Genomic DNA, 20989 nt, shown 5'->3' on the forward strand with positions numbered 1-20989 from the left:
CACCGGGGGAGTCATCCCTCAGAACACCGGGGGAGTCATCGTGGCGATGATGACCGCCTCGGCGTCACCGACAACACGGAACCAATGCGGTTGGTCGCCCTGGTAGGTGATGCTGTCACCGGCTTCGAGCGTGTACCCATCGTCGCCGACCTGGAAAAAGCAGGTTCCTTCGAGGACGAACAGGCACTCCTCGGCACGGTGATGGTTGAAGGGGACGGATTCGTTGGAGTATCCCGACGGCACTCGCACCTTGAGCACCAGCAGCTCGCCGTTCATCGTCGGCGTCAGCAGCTCGTAGACGAGTCCGCGATCGGTGACCTGCAGCTGGCGGCGATTGTCGGCGCGGACCACACGATTGTCGGCAGATTCCTCAGCCTGGGTGAAGAACCTGCCGACGGGCACGTTGAAGGCCTTGGCGATCTTGAGCAGCGTGAGATATGCAGGGTTGCCGCGACCGCGTTCGATCTGGCTCAGCAGCCCCTGACTCACACCGGCGACGCGACTGAGATCGGTCAGGGTCATCCCGGCCGATTCCCGCAGCTGGTGGATGAGCGCACCCATGTACTCCACACTGGGATCAGCCGCATTCGGCGGGGCATTCTCGGCGCTCATGGATACCTTCACTCACGGGATCATCTGAAGCTGAGAATATCAGCACCCGGCCCACGTCCACTCCGGGCCCCGAACCGGTCTGGGCCGGGGACGCGAACTCAGATCAGACCGAGGCCGGTCACGGTCTCGCGCTCCTCGGCGAGCTCAGCCGTGGTGGCATCGATCATCCTGCGGCTGAAGTCATTGATCTCCAGTCCCTGTACGATCTCCCAGTTCCCGCCCGACGTGGTGACGGGATAGGAGCACATCAGTCCCTCGGGCACCCCGTAGGAGCCATCGGAGACCACAGCCATCGAGGCCCAGTCGCCTTCGGGCGTGCCGTGCAGCCAATCATGGGCGGCGTCGATCGTCGCCGCGGCAGCAGAGGCCGCTGAGGAGGACCCACGCGCTTCGATGATGGCGGCACCGCGTCCGGAAACCGTGGGGATGAGATCGTTCTCGATCCAGGACTGGTCACCGACCACCTCGGCGGCATTCCTTCCACCGATCTCTGCGTGGTAGATGTCGGGATACTGGGTGGCCGAGTGATTGCCCCAGATCGTCATCTTGGATATGTCGGCCACCGTCACCTCGGCCTTTTTGGCCAGCTGTGCCAGCGCGCGGTTGTGGTCCAAGCGGGTCAGCGCGCTGAATCGCTCGGCGGGGATGTCGGGCGCATTGCTCATAGCGATCAGCGCATTGGTGTTGGCCGGATTCCCGGTGACGCCGATGCGCACATCGTCGGCGGCAACTGCATTGAGGGCCTTGCCTTGGGCGGTGAAGATCGCACCATTGGCTTCGAGGAGGTCACTGCGCTCCATGCCCTGAGACCGGGGCCTGGCTCCGACGAGCAGGGTGAGGTTGGCGCCGTCGAAGATGTGCTCGGCCGAATCGCCGATTTCGACCGAATCGAGGGTGGGGAAGGCACAGTCCTCGAGTTCCATGACCACGCCCTCGAGGGCGGTCAGTGCTGGTGTGATTTCCAGCAGGCGCAGTTGAACTGGAGTTTGGGGGCCGAAAAGAGCGCCGCTGGCAATGCGGAAGAGGAGACTGTAGCCGATCTGACCGGCCGCGCCGGTGACGGCGACTTTGATGGGAGTATTCATAGATTGTGCTCCTTAATTGGGGTGGGGTTTGACGCATTCGATGCGGGCTGTCCTCTCGTGTGCAACGGCGTTCTTCATCGGTGAATACGCCGTCAGATCACTTGTGTGAAGAGGGGGCCGAGCGGCAGGACGAGGAGTCGACTTCCTTGTTGAGGCCCGTCAAGGTCGCTTGTGCAGCATCGCTGCGTTGGACGTCACTGCAATTCCTCTGGAGAGAAATGTGTGACGAGTCGATTCTATCGGCTCGCCACCGCTGGGCATCACGCAGGCGTCACATTATGTCCCGCTGCGCAGTTCGCGATCCCCCTGGAGGCCCTGGCCGCGGTTCGGCCGCCAGGGCCCTCAGCTGCTCTGCTGAGCTTCCGAGGCCAAGGCCGTTGCCTGCTAGTTCGTCCAGGCGTCGTCGGTGAAGTAGCCGTCGATCCAGCCGGGCAGACGGTGCCCGTCCTTCGCAGTCCCGAGGGTATAGGGCGCAACATGGAAGCCGGCCTTGTCGAGTCTGCGCAGGTCCCGGGTGGGCAGATTTTTGCTGGGGCCGACCCATTCGATGCCGGCAGCCGCGATCTCGTCGAAGGATTCCGTCGGCAGGGTTGAACCGGTGAGGTAGAGCGATGTGTAGCCGCGATCGGCGATGGTCTTCGCCGCTTCGAAGTCGAATGACTGGACGATGAGTGAGTCGGTCAGTCCGCGTTCGTCGAAGACGTCGAGAACCTGATCGACCTCCGCCGAGGTGGCCCCGGGCTTGATCTCGGGAACCATGACGACCTCCCCGCCGAGTTCGTCGAGTGCCTCATCGAGGGTGACGGTCTCGGCCGGTTCACCGCCCTGCGGGTGTTTGATGGTCGCGGAGTCCCATTCCTCGAGGCTGAGGTCGCGGATCGGTCCGCTGACTCCGTTGAGGGTGCGATCGGCTGTGTCGTCGTGGATGAGGACCGGGGTGCCGTCTTCGAGGAACTGGATATCCATCTCGGGGAGGAACCCGTCCCTCGCCGAGGCGGTGAACCCTTCCATGGACTCCTCCGGGTAGACGTCGGCACCGCCTCGGTGGGAGATCGTGGTGGGGAACTCGATCTCGGAGACCTGATCCGGTGCGGCGAAGTCGGTCTCAGACGGTGAACCGAGACCGTGGGCGGAGGCTGATGTGACTCCGGTGCCGACGGTTGCAGTCAGGGTGAGTACTGCGGTGGCGAGGATCGACGCGGTACAGGGACGTGTGTTCTTCTGCTCTGTCGTATTCACGCTCGCGACGTTACGGTCGCCGAATGATCTCCTGGAGTCGATGAAATGAACAGGGGGACGAGAGCAGAGGAATGGGATGAAAACGATCGTGTGCTGGAGTCCGATCAGAGTCGTGGGCGTCAGTCTTGACGGTGTTCAGCGGCGCGGCTGCACTCATCGCTCCTCGATATCTGTGGCGGGGTTCGCGGAGTCGGCCAGGGCGCTCCCCCGGTGGAGCAATAGGGGACACGCGATGGCGGTCGCGACGAGGACGAGACCCCCGGCGATGGTGGCGGCGCCGAGCCCGGCGGTGAAGGCGTGGCGGGCAAGGTCGGTGAGGTGGGTCGCGGCTTCGGACGGAAGCTGCTCGGCAGCGCTGATGGCTGCGCCGAGGCTCGAGCTGACAACCTCAGTGGCCTCCGGTGGGAGCTCGGCGGGTATTCCGTCGAGGACTCGGGACCGATACAGGGCGGTGCCGATCGAGCCGAGGACGGCAATGCCCAGCGCGGCGCCCAGTTCTGCCGCGGTCTCGGACAGGGCGGAGGCAGCGCCCGAGCGGTTCGGCGGGGCGGCGCCGACCACGACATCGGTGGCCAGCGTCATCATCGGTGCGATGCCAGCCCCGATGAAAGCCGAGGCGATGATGGCGACGATCAATCCATCATCGACCGGTACGCGGCTGAAGGCGAACATCCCTGCGGCCGCCACGGCTGCGCCTGCTCCGAAGACGATGGGGTAGCCGAAGCGCGGGACGAGCACGGAGGCGAGGACCGACATCCCACCAACGGCGATCATGATCGGCAGCATCGCGACGGCGGCGACCAGTGGAGACAGTCCTGCAACGAGCTGCAGGTACTGCGCACTGTAGAACATCACGCCGACCAGCGAGAACATCGCCAGACCCGCACCCAGGACGGCACCGCTGAAACGAGGGTTGGCGAACAGGCCGACATCGACCAGAGGCGACTGCAGACGCCTCTGCCGGATGAGGAACATGGTGCCGGCGATCACGCCGACCACCAGCCCGATCGCGGCGGCAGGTGTGAGGGCGAGTTCCTCGGCCGTGGTTTTGATGGGGCTGAACCCTGAGTGGTGGACACGCTGAGACTGGCCCATAATGGGCCGGAGAATGCGAGTAGAAACCATGCCGAAGAAGAAGTACTCCGATGAGTTCAAAGCCGACGCCGTCGAGCTGTATGAGACTCATCCTGACATGTCCTATACCCAGGTCGCGGCCGACCTCGGCGTCTCCAGGGGAGCAGTCAAGACGTGGGTGTACCAGTCGCGCAAAGCCGCTGGAGCGGTGCCGACAGGGTCGGCTGATCACCCAGAGACAACCGAGGACGAGATCGCCCGTCTGCGGGTGGAAAACGCGGACCTGCTCGAGCGACAGAAGCGTCTACGAGCCGAGAACGATCAGTTAGCCGAGGAACGGGCGATTCTGCGCAAGGCCACGAAATATTTCGCGGCAGAGACGAGCTGGTGATCCGCTTCCAGTTCGTTGATGACTACCGTGGCACCCACGAGGTGAAGCGGATGTGTGCAGTGCTGGGCATCCAGCGCTCAAGTTATTACAAATGGCGGGCAACTCAGTCGGCGAGGGTCACCCGCCAGGCTGCCGACGAGGCGCTGGTGGAGAGGATCCGGGACCATCACGAGGAATGGGACCACACGTACGGATACCGGCGAATGACGGTCGAGCTCGCCGAGGACCCGGACGTCGACGGGCCGGTCAACCATAAACGGGTCGCCCGGCTGATGCGGGCGAACAACATCGTCGGCGTGCATCTGCGCAAACCTCACATCACCACGGTCAAGGATCCTGGTGCGCAGGTCTTCGCGGACCTGGTCAAGAGGGACTTCACGGCCGCCGAGGTAGGCACAACCTACGTTGGCGACATCACGTATTTGCCATACGGGACGGAGGGGAAGTTCTTGTATTTAGCCACGGTCATCGATGTGTGTTCGAAGCGGATCGTGGGCTGGTCGATCGCTGATCATATGCGTACCAGCCTCGTCGAAGACGCGCTGTACAGTGCAGTAAACGACAGAGAAACACTCAACGATACGATTTTCCACTCGGATCATGGTCGTCAATATACGTCCTCGGCGTTCCAGGCGACGTGTCGCCGGTTAGGTGTGGTCCAGTCGATGGGCAGGATCGGGTCGAGTGCTGACAATGCTCTGGCGGAGTCGGTGAACGCGGCTCTGAAGCGGGAGACGCTACAGGGCGCGAAGCGGTGGGACACGGCGGCTCAATGTCGGCGTGAGGTGTTCCGGTGGTTGATTCGCTACAACTCGAGGCGCAGGCATTCGGGTCTGGGTTATCGAGCACCGGTTGACTTCGAGTTTGATTGTGCATCTATGATGGATCTTGCCGCCTGATAGTACACATTGACGTGTCCACTTCCAGGGGTTCACGCCCGATCGACCAGACGACCGGCAGGACCGCAGTGAAGGACAGCAGAACACTGAATCCGTCCAATCGCGCCGAAGCCGGGTTCCGGTACTCGGGGATGAGGCGCGGTGCCAGAACGAGCAGGAGCACGATGACGGGTGCGTTGAGGAGGAACACCGATCCCCACCAGAACGATTCGAGCAGCAGGCCCCCGATGATCGGCCCCAGTGCGATGCCGCCGGACAAGCTCGCGGTCCAGATGCCGATGGCACGAGTACGTTCTGCCGGGTCGGTGAACATGTTGCGGATCAGCGAGAGCGTCGACGGCATCAGCGTGGCACCGCCGATCCCCATCAGGGCACGCGCGGCGATGAGCACCGTTGGAGCCGGCGCGAACGCTGCCAATGTCGAGGCTGCGCCGAACAGGGCAGCACCGAGCAGAAGAAGCCTGCGACGACCGATTCGGTCGCCGACATTGCCCATGACGATGAGCAGACCGGCCAGCAGGAACCCGTAGGCGTCGAGGATCCACAGCGTCTGGTTGGGGCTCGGCGTCAGCTCCTGCGTGATCGTCGGGATCGCGATGTGCAGGATCGTGATGTCCATCGAGGTCAGGATCACTGGCAGCGTCAGCACGGCAAGGCTGAGCCACCGCGACCGCCGGTCGGGCGAATGAGGGGTCCGAGCGGACATGGTGCGTTTCCTCTCACGGTTGCGTATGACGTACGCAACGAGAATAGCGTATGTGATACGCAACGCGCTAGACTGGGCTGCGGAGGTGATCAGGATGAGTCCCCGAGTCGGCCCGTACGGCCTCTTATCGCACGAAAGGATCATCGCTGCAGCCATCGAGGTCGCCGACGAGGCGGGGCTGGAGGCGATGACGATGAAGCGCGTCGCCGCACGCCTCGGTGCCGGAGCAATGTCGCTGTATCGGCATGTTTCCGATAAGGAAGAGCTGATCGGAAACATGGTCGACCAGGTGACCGGGGAGTACGCCTATCCCGATCCTTCCGGCCTGAGCTGGCGGGAGGCCATGCACGTACTTGCCCGCCAAGACTGGGATGCGTTTCTCGCCCACCCCTGGATGCTCACAGCCACGACCACCGTTACCCCGCCCTTCGGAACCGCTTCACTGTCAGCCATGGAATGGGCGCTCTCGGCACTTGACGAAGTGGGGCTGTCGCCTGACGCCGCGGCTCGGATGATCATGACCATCAACAACTATGTCCAGGGCAGCGCGCGTGTCGTTCTCGGCGATAGGCGGGCCGAAGCAGAAGACGACCCTGGTCTCGCTTGGAAGCAACGTCTCCACGACGTCGAGCTGAAAGACTTCCCTCACCTGAGTCGTCTCATCGCCCACCCCGTCCCCGCCCGCGAGCGAGATTGGTTCGAAGGGGGACTAGACGTCATCCTCGACGGTGTCCAGGCACGCCACAACGCCTCACCCGACACAGCGGGGATCACCAGATCGCACGAACCAATCGATACCCGGACCACTGAGTCGTAGACACCGTTCACGGCGAATCCAAGTCGTGGTGGGCTGACGACACTGGCCCATCCGCCATCCACTCTCCGGAGGAGCTATATTTTAACGCTGTTTGGGAGTTTGACAAGGGGGTTTCGACTCGACCGCGCTGTCCCTACGATCAGTACCGGTACGTTTCCTCGAGAGAAGGCAGAGCGCAGATGACCACGCGAGACGAACTCCGCGCCGAAAAGGCACTTCAAGGGCTGGAATTCCCCGCTTCGAAGTCTGAACTCATTGACTACGCAACCGAGCGTTCAGCGACTCCGAAGACGCTCCAGGCACTGGAGGCCCTGCCAGACCGGCAGTTTGAGAACAAAGACGACGTCGTCGAGGCAGTGCCGCAGGAGCCGGAGGGTGATGCCCCAGGCGGGGTTCATCGCTGACAGCGAAGCATTTTTGCAGCACAGCCCGAACGAACGGAAGGACCCTGACAATGCGCAGTGACGAGTTCCTCAGCTACGTTATCGAAGCGGGAGGGCCCACCGACCCCGAAAGCGCAGCCCTCGTCATCCGAACTGTGTTGGACAACCTCGGCAAACGACTCAAAGGCGGTGAAGTGGCGGATCTGGCCGCGCAGCTTCCCGACGAGCTGCAGGAGACTCTCACCCGTCACAGTTCGGCCGAGCCGGTGCGCGACGATGCCGACGATTTCCTTCGTCGGACAGCGGACCAGCTCGGGCATGGCGTCGATCCGGAGACTGCGGGCAAGTATGTTCGCGCTGTCCTGTCGACGTTGCGGGCTGCGGTGTCCGAAGGCGAGATCGATGATCTGCGCTCGCAGCTGCCCGCCGGATTCGCACCGTTCTTCGAAGAGTAGCACCGAGCCCCGTTGCCCGCTGCCCCGATTCGCGCACGCAGTACGGGCTGCAGTCTCTCTTGTCTGCTCGTCAGCGATTATCCTCGCTGGGGCGACCTTTGTCTTCACGCGGCGCGACGCGTGAGGGAGTCCATTGAGGCGCGTGAGGAGGTCGATTGACCGCGGGCATCACAAGTGCCAGTCGGCAGGTGAACGATCATCCGTGCTGAGCAGTCCTGCCATCCATTCGTCCCGGCGCTGCCCTCGGATCACGCCGGCGCTGCGGGCAATTCCCTCGAAGGTGAAACCCAGGCGCTGGGCCACTGCGGCCGTGGCCCGGTTGCCGGTGTGGGCTCGCCATTCCACGCGGCTGAGCCCCAGGCCGTGCGGTTCTGGAGCGAACGCGAAATCGAGCACCGCCTGCCCTGCCGCCGTGACAGTGCCGGTTCGCCGATGCGACCGGGCCGCCCAATAGCCGATCGATGCGCTGCCCTGATCGATGTCATTCAGGGATATCATGCCGGCAAGCTCTCCAGCTCGTTCGATGACCCAGGTGCATGCGGTACCGTTCCGCCAGCCGGCGTCGGTGACCTGTGGGACGAACTCCGCGGCGTGTGCCCGGGTGTATGGGACAGGCAGCGGAACCCAGTGCAGGAGCATCGGGTCCTGGCATGCTTCGGTGATCGCATCGATATCGCCGCTCGACGGCGGACGGAGTACGAAAGCCTCTCGCTCGAGCGTGACAGGTGTCATGTTCACAGAGTAACGGGAGCCGACGCGGAGAATCACGACGTGAAAGGCTTCGAGCGGGGTCACCCGTGTTCTGAAGAGTGCGAAGCGGGCGATTCTCACCGTCGGCGGAGGGCGCCTTCGCCCCGATTCGCCGGGGGACTCGGGAATTAATCACGGCGATGGTGAGGATCATTTCTCTTCCTTCCTCAGACTGTCCCGGTAGTCGATGCCTCACTGAAGTTTGGGGGACCAGGCGCCGGTGGCTGATGCGGCGTGGGCATAGCGGGTGAAGTCGCGGGGCTCTCGGCCGAGAGCACGCTGGACACCATCGGCCAAATGGGCCCGGCGGCCGTTGAAGACCTCTGCTATGACCCTCAACTAACATGTCCCGTGTAAAGACGGTTCCGGACAATACGCAGCTTTGAGCACACGAGTCCTGAACGAGCAGCGTCCCAATGCCGACTTCACAACGCCACAGAATACGCGGGGCATCGATGGCTTGGCCGGCTGCTGAGCTGCGATGGAACGAATGCAAGCGGATCAGCCTGTCCAGCACCGAAGGGAGCTTCTCACTGATGGATCCGGGTGAACGCCTCGACCACCTCACGTCGGTGGAGCGGACATTGCTGCTTACCCTGTGCGGCAGGGCCGAAGACGCCAAGTCGGCTGCGCCACTGCTTGGTGACACTGTGGCCGAGGAGATATCCGGCAAGATCTGTGAGTCCGACCGGGCCACCGCCACAGGCGCTGACCTCTCGGCCAATGTCGCAATCCGAACAGCTCAGTTGGACCAGCATGTGCGGAAATTTCTCGCTGAGTACCCCGATGCAATCATCATTGAGCTGGGATGCGGTTTGGAGACACGGATGTTTCGTCTCGATCTGCCGCCACGTTCTAACTACTACTGCATCGACTCTCCCGCCGTCATCGAGCTGCGACGAAGATTGGTCCCCGCACACGAACAGGAAACCGGAATCGCCGCATCGCTTGAGGACTCACAGTGGTTGGATGCTGTGCCGACCCACCGGCCGACCATCATTGTGGCCGATGGAGTGTTGACATTCCTCGCCCCTGCCGAGGCCATCGAATTGCTGAATCGCCTGACCGCTCACTTCGAGCACGGTGAGCTTGTGTGCCAAGCCAACATCACGTACCTGACTCGCGACCTCGGTCGAGTGCCCGAACTTAAGAGGGTGGGTATCCCATCCCCGTACCGGGGATTCGGCATCGACGATCCGACCGAGCTCGAACGCATCAACCCCAAGCTGCGGTTCGTCGAAGAGTTCATCCTCGCTCGATCCCCTCAGTATTTCGGCGGATTCTCTGTCAAGTTCCGAACCATACTGCGCCTGCTGCGTCTCCGGACGAGGTGGGCACGGCTGAGCACTTGGGTCTTGCGCTATCGTTTCTGACGACCTCGTCGATTCGGGAAGCCTTGACGCGGTCCGACTGTCCGCGAGGTGACGGCTGAGGCTGAGCCAAGATGAGGCCTGCCACTACCAGCTCTCCATTGAACTCGGTGCGATCCAGTCTCGTCGCCGTAGCGATTGCACTCACGGCACTGCCACAGGTGACTGAACCTGGCTGGCAAGTAGACGTCAGTTGCGCCTTTGTCATAGGCGTGAGTACACGCATGGCTTGATGTGGTCTCGAGATAGCTCGTCGCGAGCGCCGAGACGATGCTTGTCGTGCGGGTGTGCAGTATCTATCGTGTGTCCCTATAACCTCAGACTTCAATGGTGAGGAGGGCCAACACGTGAACCGCTTTGACTATATTGTCGTCGGTGCAGGTTCGGCGGGTTGTGTGCTCGCCCATCGACTCTCTGCTGACCCGGGAACCAGCGTCCTGCTCGTCGAGGCCGGCGAACATGACAAAGTCAACCCGCTGATCTCGATGCCGCGTGGATTCGGTGAGCTGGTCGGAGACCCCGAAGCCGTCTGGCACCACCCGACCCTTCGGACCGGACCAGCAGGTCGAATACTGGGTGCGAGGCAAGACACTCGGCGGATCCAGCTCGGTCAACGGGATGGTGTACAACTGCGGCGAGCCCGCTGACTACGACGCACTCGCGGCTCTCGGCAACGAGGGGTGGGGATGGCGCGACATGCTCCCTGCCTTCAAGGCCATTGAGGGTCATCAGCTCGGGTCCTCCGAGACACGCGGCGGCGACGGCCAGCTGCATGTCTCGACCGCCGACGACGGTGAGCCGCTGCTCGAGGACGTCATCGCGGCCGGCAACGAACTGGGGTGGCGGCGGGTGTCGGACCTCAACGATGCCGACGGGGAACGGATCGGCTATGCGATGACCACGATCCGAAACGGGCGCCGCTGGAGCGCAGCCGATGCTTTCCTCCACCCGATCATGGATCGGCCCAATCTGACTATCGCCCTAAGGACCTGCGCGGACAGAGTCGTGTTCGAAGGTGGACGGGCAGTCGGCATCAAGGGGCGTCGAGAGGGACAAGTCGTCGAGTACGCGGCCGACCGCGAGGTGGTGCTGGCAACTGGCGCGCTCGCGACTCCGAAGATCCTCCAGCTGTCCGGCATCGGCGACCGCGCCACGCTCGGATCCGCCGGCGTCGACCAAGTGGTCGACAGTCCGAACGTCGGTGCCCGGATGCGCGAACACCGCGTCTTCACCCTGCAGTACCGCCTCACCGAGGACGTCGGATACAACCGCCTACTCGCCACGCCGGAGAGTCAGCAGCAGGCCATGGCGCAGTACGAGGCGAACGGGGAGGGCCGATGGCCGCACCGTCATTCGATCTGGTGGGGTTCTTCAAGTCCCGCCCAGAGCTGGAACGGTCCGACGCTGAGATCCATATCGCCCCCTACTCGATGCTGCCCCCGCAACCGGGCCAGGCCATCAGGGTCGAGCGAGAGCCGGGACTGATCGGCATTGCTTACATGTTGCGTCCTTCCAGCGAAGGCGGTGTCCGGATCACGGCGTCGGGACCGGACGCCCTCCCGGACATCGATCCCGGGTACATCGCCACATACCGTGATCGCGCGACATCTGTCGACATCGTCCGTGCAGTCCGAAGACTGTTCGCTGCCAGACCCTTAGAGAAGTGGATCGAGCACGAGACAGCTCCGGGCGGAGGAGTACAGACCAGCCAGGAGATCATCGATACCGGCTTGCGCACCGGATCCGCCGGGTACCACGCCATCGGAACCGCTGCGATGGGGCCGAACGACGACGATGTGGTTGACTCCCGGCTGCGAGTACGTGGCGTCTCCGGCCTGCGAGTCGTGGACGCCTCGGTGTTGCCGATCATGGTCTCCGGCAACCTCCATGGGCCGGTCTTGGCCATGGCGTGGCGAGCGGCCGACTTCATCCTCGACGACGCGTGACTGTGTCTACACCGCATCGTTCAGTCGATACTGAGCGAATTCGCACCCGGTGTGCATTGAGAGGCAAAGACACGGGAAATTATGGTGCAAGTTCATCATAAAAATCTCATGGACTGTGACCCGACGTTGTCCGGTGCGAGTGCGCGCAGAGCCGCGTGAGCGTTCGGATCGGACAACGAGGTCGGACAAAGACGTCCACGAATGGGGACAGGAGCAGCAATGCAGAAGGCGACACGAAGGAACGTCAGTGCGGCATGGGCAGGTTCACTTCTTGCGGCATGCGTGCTCAGTGGTGGAGCTGTGATCGCATTCGACGGTGCGGGCTCTCCAGCCAACGCCAGTGAGAGGTCACTGGAGAACGCACGAGGGGGCGGATCAGCCGACGGATCATGTTCGGTCGAGACGCTTGATGTGCCGGAGGGGACGACTGATTCGTGGGTGGCAGCGGGGTCGCCGGACGGGAACAAACTGGTCGGCTATGCCACAGTCGACGGGGAAGAGCGGCCGATGACGTGGTCAAACGGCAAACCTCGGGAGATCCTCGTCGACCTCAGAAACGTGTCACCAGCAGGGGTCAACGATGAAGGCGTGGTCGCCGGGTTTGGTTTCGAGCACGACGAGCCCGTCCGCACGTCCTTCCTGTACCGGGACGGAGAGACGATCGAGCTCGCCGCACCAGAAGGCGCCGATGCCACGGTCACCGACATCAATGCAGACGGTGACGCAGTCGGCTACGGAGTGGGAGACAATTCCGCTCTCAGGTGGGACTTCGACTCGCCGGACGAGGTCGAGAAGTTGCCGTCGCCGCAGGAGAATGCGGTTGCAAATGCCATCGACGACGGAGGCACGGCCGCCGGCCACACCGGATTTCCGGACGAAGGCACCGAGGCCGCGCTCTGGAACCAAGATGGCGGCCATGAAGCGCTGCCGGCACTCGACGGAGCCAAACACTCTTCGGTCGAGAGCATCAGGGGCGATTTCGCCACGGGGTTCTCGACCGACAGCATGGAGAACAGTACTCAAGCGCTGTGGAATCTGGAAGAGGGAACCGTGAGTCAGCTGCCAGACTCACTGTACGAGGCCTACGACGTCAATGAGACCGGTGTCGTCGCGGCGGACACGGAAGACGATCACGCGGCGATCGTCCGCGATGGCGAGGTCGTCACATTGCCGCACGCTGGTGGAGATGCCTCCCAGGCGTACACGATCGCCGACGACGACACTGCCGCAGGCAGCAGCCAGGACGCCGCCGGGAACTCGCAGGCGGTCGTCTGGAGCGGATGCTGAGACTCCTCCCATTCCGAAGACGTATCTGGTGTTGTATTCCCTGCCCGTCTGACGGCATGGGAACAAAGACTAAGTCATCTATGCGGTACCGCGGGAGTCGGAGTGTGATGCCACCTGCGGCGGTCATCCCTGACAACGTGAATTCCACGGGAGAGGACCGCACGGACGGAAAGAGCCTGAAAATGCGCAGTGACGAGTTCCTCAAGTACGTCATTGAAATGGGCGGGCCCGGCGATCCCGAAAGCGCAGCCGTCGTCACCCGAACCGTATTGGACAACCTCGGCAGGCGACTGGAAGTCGCAGAAGTAGCGGACTTAGCCGCGCAACTTCCCGAAGAACTGCAGGAACCTTTGTACCGTCACGGTTCGGAGGAGCCGACGCGAGACGATGTCGACGACTTCCTCCGAAAGATAGCCGAACAGCTCGGACAGGACGTCGATCCAGAGACGGCGGGAACCTATGTTCGCGCCGTTCTGTCGACGTTGGGGGCCGCGGTGTCCGAAAGCGAGATTGACGATCTTCTCTCGCAGCTGCCGACCGGATTCGCTCCGTTCTTCGAGGAATAGCGCCGAGTCACTCCAACCGCGCTCTGTAGGCACCAGCGCCGTGATCGGTAGCTCCGGGCTGAAGGGCGAGTCAAGATATTCGCATCGACCGCAGGGAATCGAACACTGCCTACATCGGCGAATTGGCTCGCCGGTATACGAACAGGTAGGGCAATCCTAGTGGCCGAATACTCCAGCCTCAGCAATCGGTGTCACTTCGTCACATCCACTTCTTCACCTTGAACACGGTGTAGAGAGCCACGCCCAGGCCGACCATCAGCCCGAGGGCCATCGGATATCCGAAGGCCCAGTGCAACTCCGGCATGTCATCGAAGTTCATGCCGTAGATCGCTCCGATCAGAGTGGGTGCGAAGAGGATTGCCGCCCATCCGGAGATCTTCTTCATATCTTCGTTCTGTCGTTGGGCGACCAGTGTGGAATTGACGTTGAGGATCTGCGACAGTGCCTCACGCAGCTCGGCGGCCTCGGTAAGAACTCGGGTCAGGTGATCGGTGACGTCGTCGAGGTAGGCCTGCAGTTCGGTGGGAATCGCATACTTCGTGGCACCGTTGCCCAGTCTCTGGGTGAGCCGGTTGAGGTGGGTGGTCGTGTGGAGGACGTCGATGACCTCTTGACTGAGCAGGTAGATCCGTTGCGCAGCCGCAGTGTCTCCGCTGAATACCTGCCGTTCAATGCCGTCCTTGTCGTCCTGGAGACCGTCCAACACAGGGAAGTAGGTGTCGACCGCGGTGTCGAGGAGTCGGTAGACGAGCGCCTCGGGGCCCAGCGTGAGCAACTTTTTGTCGGAGGCCCACTGACTCTTGTCACTGCTGAAGTAGGCATCCATGTCCTCTACACGTTGGGGAATCGGTGTCCCGTCGATGAATCGATCGTCCTGGCAGACGATGACGAGGACGTCATCCTTCATCAACAGATGGAACTCTTTGAACTCGACCTCCTCGGCCGAGTCGATGTAGACCGCAGATTTGAGGACGACGAACAGCACATCGTCGTAGCGTTCGACCTTGGGTCGTTGATTGGCATGGAACAGATCCTCGACGAGGACCGGGTGCAGTTCCCACGCCGAGGCGATCTCAGCCAGGAGCTCGGGCGTGGACTTGGGAAAGACGACCTGAGTGAACGATCCTGAGGCGGAGGAGTTGTTCGCCGGTCGCTGTGCGAGCGCCTCGGCGAAAGTGGAAGAGACCGACAGATTGCCAGGTTCGCTGTCGATGATGTGACGACTGAGCAGAACCGGCTTCGCAGATTCGGGCGCGGCCTCAGTGCTGCGCTTCCGCTTGGAGAACGGTTCGGATTTGTGCCTGAGTGCTCGTGCCATCGTGCTTCCTTTGGTCGACTAAGACCCAAAGGTATCGGAGGGCAGAGCCAGAGCACAGTTCATCGGCAGAGCAGCTGAATCCACATAACAAAATAGGTTGTGTTTACATCGGATGCTTCATTCATGAACTTCCAATCTGTCCGTGCACAATGGACGTATGACAAACTTGCCGGGCGAGCTGCCAGCGCGAACCAAACGGGGAGTCCGCCTTGCGCGGACCGTGGTCAAGCGCGGATCTCGGACACTCAGCGGTCGGCTGCAGGAGATTCAGGTCGGGGAAGAGTTCGGTCCGAGAGCTGATGATGACTTCGTGGCAGCGGCATATTTCGGATCGGACATCGATTCCGTCTACCAGCTTGAGCAATGGCTGTGGCCGATGGAACAGTTGGCCGCGAAGCTTCGCGAGGACGGATACGGGCAGCAGCCATTCGGCATACTAACAAGAGACATTGTGGCCGCTCGTCATCTGCGAGAGATCACAGATATCCCGGTCCGATCGTCGCGAGTGACAGCAGGGATGGATGAGTTCATGAATTCAGCGCGACTCCGCGTCGTTTTCTATGTGAATCAGGCCACTTGGAACTTTCAGGGTCTGCGCTATCCTGGGCCGGCACACGTGCATCTCAGTCACGGTGAGAGCGAGAAGATTTCGATGATCTCCAATCAGCTCAAGGCCTATGACTACGTTTTCACAGCGGGAGAGGCGGCGAGGGAAAGAATCGGCCGCTCCCTGGTGGGAATGAACCCGGAGCATCTGCTCGACGTCGGTCGGCCACAATTGGATCGCCCGCGCGAGATTCCACAGGAATGGTGTGAGTTCGACGCCCAAGCCCCTGCCGGCGAGACCGTGTTCTACGCGCCGACGTGGGAAGGTGACTCGCCGGCGATGGCCTATGGCACACTTGCCGATAATGGAGCGATGCTCGTGTCCAGCATGCTCGATGCGGGCTATCGGGTGATCTTTCGCCCGCACCCGCGCACCGGAGTGCGGGACCGCAACTTCAAAAAGGCATTGGACGAGGTCTGTTCGATCATCGACGGGGATCCGCGGGGCTTCATGGATTCGACGCCGGACGTGTCGTGGCAATTCGACGTTGCCGACCGTGCATTAGTCGAAATGTCATCTGTGGCCTTCGACTGGCTGGCGACTCGCAAACCGTTGGTCATGATCCAGTCCTGCCATTCTGAGTCCATGCTGATGCCTGGTGGTCTGTTGGAGCGCACTCCGACTATTGGCAAGGGTACGGAGGACAGGCTCATCGAATTATTGTCGGACCGGACGGATTCTTCCGAGACAGCCGCACAGCTGTGTGAGCACTATTTGGGCGCAACTGCGCAGGGAGAGCAGGTCAACCGATTCATTTCCGCTACCGAGAAAGTCATTGCCGAGCGAGACCGGAGTCTGTCTGGCAGCTCGTGAACGGACAGATCAAGTACAGAAACTGTACAGGGGGACTCGTCTCCTGAGGGCGATGAGTTCAATCCTTAGGTAACAAAATGGTAAAGTAACGATGAAATTCTATGGACGCCTGTGCCCAGATGTCCTGAACCGAGTTCCCCTGAACATTTGAAATGAGGACTGATGCGCCGAGTCATTACCTACGGCACCTTCGACCTGCTCCATTACGGTCATATCCGTCTGCTGCAACGGTGCAAGGAACAGGGTGATTACTTGGTCGTGGCGCTGTCCAGCGACGAGTTCAACGCAGGCAAGGATAAGAAGTCCTACTTCTCCTACGCGGAGCGCAAGCATATGCTCGAAGCGATCCGCTATGTCGATCTCGTCATTCCCGAAGACAACTGGGAACAGAAGGTCACTGACGTCGAGAAGTACCATATCGACACCTTTGTGATGGGTGATGACTGGGAGGGAAAGTTCGACTTCCTCAAAGACAAATGCGAAGTCGTGTACCTGCCTCGCACGCCTGAAATTTCGACGACTCGGATCAAGACGGAACTCGGCAAGTCCTGACATTTCGGCGATCAGTCGTACTTGGGTCAACTGTGTGTACTCAGGGTCAACTGATGTGCCCAACGTAGACTGCCGCACAACACAAAACACTTGCCTTGAAGCAGAGAGGAGCGGGTGTGTCCACACAGGAACCGCAGAGCCACCCGACCTTGTCGGAGCTTCGGGCAAAGGCTCAGCCCATCGAGGTTCGCAGCCGTAAGAACGCCGAGCACTGGAGCGCACAGCTCTATCTTCGGCATATCTCGATCTACTTCACGATGCTCCTCGTACGCACGAGGATCAGTGCCAACGGAGTCACGGGACTGATGATCCTCTCCGGCTGGTGCATCGCTGCCAGCCTGCTGATTCCTGGGATATGGGGAGCCGTATTGGCGGTGTTCTTCTCTCAGGTTCAGATGTATATCGACTGCTGCGACGGAGAAGTGGCCAGATGGCGTGGGACCAGCGGTGCCAAAGGCGTCTTCCTCGACAAAGTCGGGCATTACACTACGGAGGGCCTGGTCGCTGTAGCTCTGGGCGTGCGGGCTGTGGGGGAGTGGAAGAACCTCAGCGACGACCCCGCTGGAGCCTACCCTTATCTGTTAGCAGGGACGGTGCTGGCTGGTCTCGTTCTGCTGAACAAGGCGCTCAATGACATGGTTCATGTCTCGAGAGCATTCAACGGTCTCGACAAACTCGCTGACTCACAAGCGGCAACTGCACTGAACCCAGGTTTCGTCGCGAAGCTCAAAAGAGCGGCTCGATTCGTGCCATTCCATCGCATTTATCACTCAGTGGAGATGTCGCTCCTTGCGTTAGTAGCGAGCATAGTGACTGCAATTGCAACGTCGGTCGATGCCGCTCCGCTGATTGGTGAGCGCTGGCTTATCGTGGTTCTGGCGCCGTTGTGCCTTTTATCTGTCATCGGGCACTTCATGTCGATCATGGCCTCAAGGAGATTGTCATGACTGATACATCTCGCATTCTGTCTCAGCGTTTCGAAGACAGCCGCAAATACTCGTTCGGTGTCGTCGTCCTTTCTCAAGGCAAACGCCTGGAGGACCTCAATCGCGGATTCGAATCTCTGTTGGCGCAGAAGGGGGTCGAGCTCGACATTGTCTGCGTGGGCAATGGCTGGGATCCTGAGGGGATTCCGGCTGAGGTCAAACCCCTGGGGCTACCGGAGAACCTGGGGATCCCTGCTGGGCGAAACGCCGGAGTCCCGCACGTCACAGGCGAGTTCCTGTTCTTCCTCGATGACGATGCGTGGTTGCCTGATGACACCTCATTGATGCGCATGGCTCAACTGATGCGTACGAAACCGAGAATCGGTCTGATCCAACCTCGTGTCGAAGAGCCCGGCGGGCCGGACGCTCCGAAGCGATGGATCCCACGTTTGAAGAAGGGCGAAGCAGAGCACTCCTCCAACGTCTTCTCAGTTTGGGAAGGTGCCGTCTGCATGCAACGGAAGGCATTCGACGAATGCGGCGGCTGGCCTGGACCGTTCTGGTACGCCCACGAGGGTATCGAGCTCGCGTGGAGAGTTTGGGATGCTGGCTACACGGTCTGGTACATGGGGGACCTCGCGGTGGCGCATCCTGTGATCGATCCCCGACGGCATGACGAATACTTCTACATGAATGCAAGGAACCGCGTCTGGCTGGCCCGCCGCAACCTCCCGTGGCCATTCAGCTGGGCCTATGTCGGCTCATGGACGTTGATGCAGTGCCTGAAGTGGGCGAACAAGCCGCACCAGCTTCGAGCGTGGATGGAAGGCTGGCGTGCAGGCTGGCGACTGGATCCGTGGGCCGAGGGCGAGGACCGACAGAAACTTTCGAAAAGAGGCGTGCTGAGAATGTCTCGGCATGGGCGCCCTCCCGTCGTCTGAGCTGGACACCGCTCTGCCGACCACAGGAACGACATCGACCGCAGCCGGGTCTGGTCAAACCGGCTGAGAATTGTTTTGGAAGCGACACATGCAGCTGGCAACTACCGACGCCGAATCATCACCGAGCTCGGCTCCTAAGCCGAAGAGCTCAGGGTTCCGTGCTGATATCCAAGGACTGAGGGCCTTGGCTGTCGGCATCGTTCTGCTCTACCACCTATGGCCGAATCGTTTCGTCGGCGGATTCATCGGCGTCGACGTCTTCTTCGTCATCTCTGGCTTTCTCATCACCAGCCACCTGATCAAGTCTCCGCCGAAGAACTGGCGAGATGTGACAAGTTTCTGGGCTCGACGGATCCGTCGACTGCTCCCCGCTTCCCTGCTCGTGCTCTTCGTTGTGGGAGTCTCCACCTTCTTGGTGGCTCCCCAATCAATCTGGGTCGATACAGGTCGACAGATCTTCTCTGCCGCTCTGTACGTGGTGAATTGGGACTTCGCAATTTCAAGCGTTGATTATCTCGCGACGGACAATGCTCCGTCTCCGGTGCAGCACTTCTGGTCGCTGTCGGTCGAAGAGCAGTTCTACTTCGTCTGGCCCGTCGTCATCGGCCTCGCATTTCTGATCGGTGCGAAGTTGAAACGGCCCAAGCAAATCGTCGGGTTCACCATTGTCGGTATCTTCGTCGCTTCGCTCATCTTCTCGGTCTGGTACACGATCGTGCAGTCGGCCATGGCCTACTTCGTTACTCCGACTCGTATGTGGGAGCTTGCGACGGGTGGGCTGGTGGCAGTCTTCGTTATCTATCTTCATCCGAAACGGCTTCCCTTCAGCTCGCTGATCGGTTGGGTCGGCCTGGCAGGGATCGTCGCAGGTACCTTCCTCATTCGAGCGGATATGCCCTTCCCTGGTTATATCGCCCTCGTTCCGGTGGTCTCGACGGCGCTCGTCATCCTGGCAGACTCCCGTGGGCGCTTCTCCGTGCTTCCGCTGCTGTCGCTGCGTCCTGCGCAGTTCCTGGGTGATATCTCGTATTCCGTCTACCTCTGGCACTGGCCGCTCATCGTTCTGGTTCCGTATCTTTCGGAGAAGTTGGGAACCACGGAGAACCTCGGACGCTTGGACAAGGCCGTGATCATCCTCTTTTCGATCCTCGTGGCCTGGGCCTCCACGACGTGGGTGGAGAATCGCTTCCGAAAGACAACACTGCTAAAGAGTCCGAAAAGGACGTTCGGCTTTGCGATCGTTGCCATGGCGCTGGTCAGCGCGCTCGGGCTCAGCCAGATGTGGGTCTCGGACAAAATCGTCGAACAGAATCAAGACAAGCTGGAAATCGCGATGTCTGATCCCGACTCCTGTCTGGGAGCAGCATCATTGCTTCCCAGCGCGAAGGACAATCCCAAGTGTGACGAGATGGATTCGCTGATGATGGAACCCGCCGCGGCCAAGAACGACAAATCCAAGGCTTATGCCGATGGATGCTGGGCCAGCGAACCATACACAGATCGGCCCGAATGCACATACGGTGATGGCGAGAAGCAAGTCGCGCTCGTCGGTAATTCCCACGCGGGCCACTGGCTGCCAACCTTGGAACGATTGGCGGATAAGAACGATTGGACGATCACCACCTTCCTCGCGTCGAACTGCAGTATCTCGACCCTGCCGCAGGACTTGGGCAATCCCGAAGGTGTCAAAGGCTGCCAGGACTACTCAGACTGGGTCGTCGATCGCACCACCTCAGGCGGATTCGACGCAGTGATCACCTCCGAACGTCAGTCGACACCGCTGGATGGAAAGTCATGGGAGGAGACTGAGAAGGAGGCGCCAGAAGGACACAGGGAGATCCTGCAGAGCTGGGTCGACGCGAAGCTGGATGTTGTGGTGGTAAGAGACACGCCGTATCCAGGCGGAGAAGACATCCAGGTACCTGACTGCGTAGCCAAACATGAGGACGAGCTCGAGAAGTGCTCGGGAACTCCGGAATCCTGGCACTGGATGGATCCACTTGCCGAATCAGCGAAGAAGATCGATTCGAAGAATATGTCGGTCATCTATCCCGAAGACTGGTTCTGTCCGGACGGCCGATGCGAACCGGTGATCGGGGGAGTCATCACCTATTTCGATACCGCACACATCACAGCGACATACGCGAAGACCCTGGCGCCCCAGTTCGACGACAGACTGCGCCGGACTGGTTTGGACACCTTCGACTGACATGGAGGGCACGACGACAACCTCCGGATGAAGCAAGCTTTCT

Annotated in this window: 22 protein-coding genes; 14 read left to right on the top strand and 8 right to left on the bottom strand. The window is 61.0% G+C overall.

What is annotated here, in order from left to right; genetic code table 11:
- Positions 1–18 precede the first annotated feature (18 nt).
- The 4 genes from BLT92_RS13955 to BLT92_RS13970 form a co-directional block, all read right to left on the bottom strand.
- Positions 19–612, bottom strand: a complete 594-nt coding sequence (locus tag BLT92_RS13955; protein WP_092106492.1) for a helix-turn-helix domain-containing protein — start codon at positions 610–612, stop codon at positions 19–21.
- A 98-nt stretch (positions 613–710) separates the two neighbouring features.
- Positions 711–1697 carry a malate dehydrogenase gene (locus BLT92_RS13960; protein WP_092106494.1) on the bottom strand — a complete coding sequence of 329 codons (987 nt, stop codon included), beginning with the start codon at positions 1695–1697 and terminating at the stop codon, positions 711–713.
- 384 nt (positions 1698–2081) lie between these two features.
- The gene (locus BLT92_RS13965) at positions 2082–2936 is read right to left on the bottom strand and encodes a glycerophosphodiester phosphodiesterase (RefSeq protein ID WP_092106496.1); all 855 of its coding nucleotides are present in this window, start codon (positions 2934–2936) and stop codon (positions 2082–2084) included.
- A 153-nt stretch (positions 2937–3089) separates the two neighbouring features.
- Entirely contained in the window at positions 3090–4031 is a 942-nt protein-coding gene (locus tag BLT92_RS13970; RefSeq protein WP_157691448.1) for an MFS transporter, read from the bottom strand.
- A gap of 28 nt (positions 4032–4059) precedes the next feature.
- Here BLT92_RS13970 and BLT92_RS13975 point away from each other — a divergent pair.
- Positions 4060–5300 (top strand): IS3 family transposase gene (locus BLT92_RS13975; RefSeq protein WP_407922887.1). Its coding sequence is split into 2 segments (ribosomal slippage): positions 4060–4387 and positions 4387–5300, totalling 1242 coding nucleotides; the frame shifts between segments, so codons are not numbered across the junction.
- Here BLT92_RS13975 and BLT92_RS13980 read toward each other — a convergent pair.
- Entirely contained in the window at positions 5278–6006 is a 729-nt protein-coding gene (locus tag BLT92_RS13980; protein ID WP_092106502.1) for an MFS transporter, read from the bottom strand. The two genes, BLT92_RS13975 and BLT92_RS13980, sit on opposite strands and share 23 nt — an antisense overlap.
- A 94-nt stretch (positions 6007–6100) precedes the next feature.
- Here BLT92_RS13980 and BLT92_RS13985 point away from each other — a divergent pair, with 94 nt between their 5' ends.
- From BLT92_RS13985 to BLT92_RS13995, 3 genes are all read left to right on the top strand, one after another.
- Positions 6101–6823 carry a TetR/AcrR family transcriptional regulator gene (locus BLT92_RS13985; protein WP_092109362.1) on the top strand — a complete coding sequence of 241 codons (723 nt, stop codon included), beginning with the start codon at positions 6101–6103 and terminating at the stop codon, positions 6821–6823.
- A gap of 179 nt (positions 6824–7002) precedes the next feature.
- Complete coding sequence (locus BLT92_RS13990) at positions 7003–7227, top strand: DUF2795 domain-containing protein (protein ID WP_092106504.1); 225 nt, start codon at positions 7003–7005, stop codon at positions 7225–7227.
- Between the two features lie 50 nt (positions 7228–7277).
- Positions 7278–7661: a DUF2267 domain-containing protein gene (locus BLT92_RS13995; protein WP_092106506.1), complete on the top strand. Its 384-nt coding sequence runs from the start codon at positions 7278–7280 to the stop codon at positions 7659–7661.
- A 168-nt stretch (positions 7662–7829) separates the two neighbouring features.
- On the opposite strand, the gene BLT92_RS14000 is transcribed toward BLT92_RS13995, so the two are convergent.
- Together BLT92_RS14000 and BLT92_RS20635 are read right to left on the bottom strand one after the other, a co-directional pair.
- Entirely contained in the window at positions 7830–8393 is a 564-nt protein-coding gene (locus BLT92_RS14000) for a GNAT family N-acetyltransferase (protein WP_157691449.1), read from the bottom strand.
- 210 nt (positions 8394–8603) lie between these two features.
- Positions 8604–8750, bottom strand: a complete 147-nt coding sequence (locus BLT92_RS20635) for a hypothetical protein (RefSeq protein ID WP_172802600.1) — start codon at positions 8748–8750, stop codon at positions 8604–8606.
- Positions 8751–8947: 197 nt separating this feature from the next.
- Here BLT92_RS20635 and BLT92_RS14005 point away from each other — a divergent pair, with 197 nt between their 5' ends.
- The 5 genes from BLT92_RS14005 to BLT92_RS14020 all read left to right on the top strand — a co-directional run bounded on the left by BLT92_RS14005 (position 8948) and on the right by BLT92_RS14020 (position 13580).
- Entirely contained in the window at positions 8948–9784 is an 837-nt protein-coding gene (locus BLT92_RS14005) for a class I SAM-dependent methyltransferase (protein WP_157691450.1), read from the top strand.
- A gap of 498 nt (positions 9785–10282) precedes the next feature.
- The gene (locus BLT92_RS20715; RefSeq protein ID WP_269457370.1) at positions 10283–11266 is read left to right on the top strand and encodes a GMC family oxidoreductase; all 984 of its coding nucleotides are present in this window, start codon (positions 10283–10285) and stop codon (positions 11264–11266) included.
- Between the two features lie 14 nt (positions 11267–11280).
- A complete protein-coding gene (locus BLT92_RS20720) occupies positions 11281–11727 on the top strand; it encodes a GMC oxidoreductase (protein ID WP_197679621.1) in 447 nt (148 codons plus the stop codon).
- Positions 11728–11946: 219 nt separating this feature from the next.
- Complete coding sequence (locus tag BLT92_RS14015) at positions 11947–13014, top strand: hypothetical protein (RefSeq protein ID WP_092106513.1); 1068 nt, start codon at positions 11947–11949, stop codon at positions 13012–13014.
- A 182-nt stretch (positions 13015–13196) separates the two neighbouring features.
- The gene (locus tag BLT92_RS14020) at positions 13197–13580 is read left to right on the top strand and encodes a DUF2267 domain-containing protein (protein WP_092109365.1); all 384 of its coding nucleotides are present in this window, start codon (positions 13197–13199) and stop codon (positions 13578–13580) included.
- Between the two features lie 199 nt (positions 13581–13779).
- On the opposite strand, the gene BLT92_RS14025 is transcribed toward BLT92_RS14020, so the two are convergent.
- The gene (locus tag BLT92_RS14025) at positions 13780–14898 is read right to left on the bottom strand and encodes a magnesium and cobalt transport protein CorA (protein ID WP_092106515.1); all 1119 of its coding nucleotides are present in this window, start codon (positions 14896–14898) and stop codon (positions 13780–13782) included.
- A gap of 376 nt (positions 14899–15274) precedes the next feature.
- Here BLT92_RS14025 and BLT92_RS14030 point away from each other — a divergent pair, with 376 nt between their 5' ends.
- The 5 genes from BLT92_RS14030 (at position 15275) to BLT92_RS14050 (ending at position 20946) form a co-directional block, all read left to right on the top strand.
- Positions 15275–16318, top strand: coding sequence for a CDP-glycerol glycerophosphotransferase family protein (locus BLT92_RS14030; RefSeq protein ID WP_231938840.1), 1044 nt, complete (start codon positions 15275–15277; stop codon positions 16316–16318).
- A 162-nt stretch (positions 16319–16480) separates the two neighbouring features.
- Positions 16481–16870 (top strand): glycerol-3-phosphate cytidylyltransferase, encoded by a 390-nt coding sequence (gene tagD, locus BLT92_RS14035; RefSeq protein ID WP_092106519.1) that lies wholly within the window; start codon positions 16481–16483, stop codon positions 16868–16870.
- A 116-nt stretch (positions 16871–16986) separates the two neighbouring features.
- Positions 16987–17817, top strand: a complete 831-nt coding sequence (locus tag BLT92_RS14040) for a CDP-alcohol phosphatidyltransferase family protein (RefSeq protein ID WP_157691451.1) — start codon at positions 16987–16989, stop codon at positions 17815–17817.
- Positions 17814–18737, top strand: coding sequence for a glycosyltransferase family 2 protein (locus BLT92_RS14045; protein WP_092106521.1), 924 nt, complete (start codon positions 17814–17816; stop codon positions 18735–18737). The genes BLT92_RS14040 and BLT92_RS14045 overlap by 4 nt, the downstream gene beginning before the upstream one ends.
- 88 nt (positions 18738–18825) lie before the next feature.
- Positions 18826–20946 carry an acyltransferase family protein gene (locus tag BLT92_RS14050; protein WP_092106523.1) on the top strand — a complete coding sequence of 707 codons (2121 nt, stop codon included), beginning with the start codon at positions 18826–18828 and terminating at the stop codon, positions 20944–20946.
- Positions 20947–20989 lie beyond the last annotated feature (43 nt).

The organism is Brevibacterium picturae (genome assembly GCF_900105045.1).
Taxonomy (GTDB): Bacteria; Actinomycetota; Actinomycetes; order Actinomycetales; family Brevibacteriaceae; genus Brevibacterium; species Brevibacterium picturae.

What these genes read in the sequence shown, in the direction of transcription:
- BLT92_RS13955 (WP_092106492.1), bottom strand. Translation starts at nt 612, where the DNA reads ATGAGCGCCGAGAATGCCCCGCCGAATGCGGCTGATCCCAGTGTGGAG.
- BLT92_RS13960 (WP_092106494.1), bottom strand. Translation starts at nt 1,697, where the DNA reads ATGAATACTCCCATCAAAGTCGCCGTCACCGGCGCGGCCGGTCAGATC.
- BLT92_RS13970 (WP_157691448.1), bottom strand. Translation starts at nt 4,031, where the DNA reads ATGGGCCAGTCTCAGCGTGTCCACCACTCAGGGTTCAGCCCCATCAAA.
- BLT92_RS13980 (WP_092106502.1), bottom strand. Translation starts at nt 6,006, where the DNA reads ATGTCCGCTCGGACCCCTCATTCGCCCGACCGGCGGTCGCGGTGGCTC.
- BLT92_RS13985 (WP_092109362.1), top strand. Translation starts at nt 6,101, where the DNA reads ATGAGTCCCCGAGTCGGCCCGTACGGCCTCTTATCGCACGAAAGGATC.
- BLT92_RS13990 (WP_092106504.1), top strand. Translation starts at nt 7,003, where the DNA reads ATGACCACGCGAGACGAACTCCGCGCCGAAAAGGCACTTCAAGGGCTG.
- BLT92_RS13995 (WP_092106506.1), top strand. Translation starts at nt 7,278, where the DNA reads ATGCGCAGTGACGAGTTCCTCAGCTACGTTATCGAAGCGGGAGGGCCC.
- BLT92_RS14000 (WP_157691449.1), bottom strand. Translation starts at nt 8,393, where the DNA reads ATGACACCTGTCACGCTCGAGCGAGAGGCTTTCGTACTCCGTCCGCCG.
- BLT92_RS14005 (WP_157691450.1), top strand. Translation starts at nt 8,948, where the DNA reads ATGGATCCGGGTGAACGCCTCGACCACCTCACGTCGGTGGAGCGGACA.
- BLT92_RS20720 (WP_197679621.1), top strand. Translation starts at nt 11,281, where the DNA reads ATGTTGCGTCCTTCCAGCGAAGGCGGTGTCCGGATCACGGCGTCGGGA.
- BLT92_RS14015 (WP_092106513.1), top strand. Translation starts at nt 11,947, where the DNA reads ATGCAGAAGGCGACACGAAGGAACGTCAGTGCGGCATGGGCAGGTTCA.
- BLT92_RS14020 (WP_092109365.1), top strand. Translation starts at nt 13,197, where the DNA reads ATGCGCAGTGACGAGTTCCTCAAGTACGTCATTGAAATGGGCGGGCCC.
- BLT92_RS14025 (WP_092106515.1), bottom strand. Translation starts at nt 14,898, where the DNA reads ATGGCACGAGCACTCAGGCACAAATCCGAACCGTTCTCCAAGCGGAAG.
- BLT92_RS14030 (WP_231938840.1), top strand. Translation starts at nt 15,275, where the DNA reads ATGGAACAGTTGGCCGCGAAGCTTCGCGAGGACGGATACGGGCAGCAG.
- tagD (WP_092106519.1), top strand. Translation starts at nt 16,481, where the DNA reads ATGCGCCGAGTCATTACCTACGGCACCTTCGACCTGCTCCATTACGGT.
- BLT92_RS14045 (WP_092106521.1), top strand. Translation starts at nt 17,814, where the DNA reads ATGACTGATACATCTCGCATTCTGTCTCAGCGTTTCGAAGACAGCCGC.
- BLT92_RS14050 (WP_092106523.1), top strand. Translation starts at nt 18,826, where the DNA reads ATGCAGCTGGCAACTACCGACGCCGAATCATCACCGAGCTCGGCTCCT.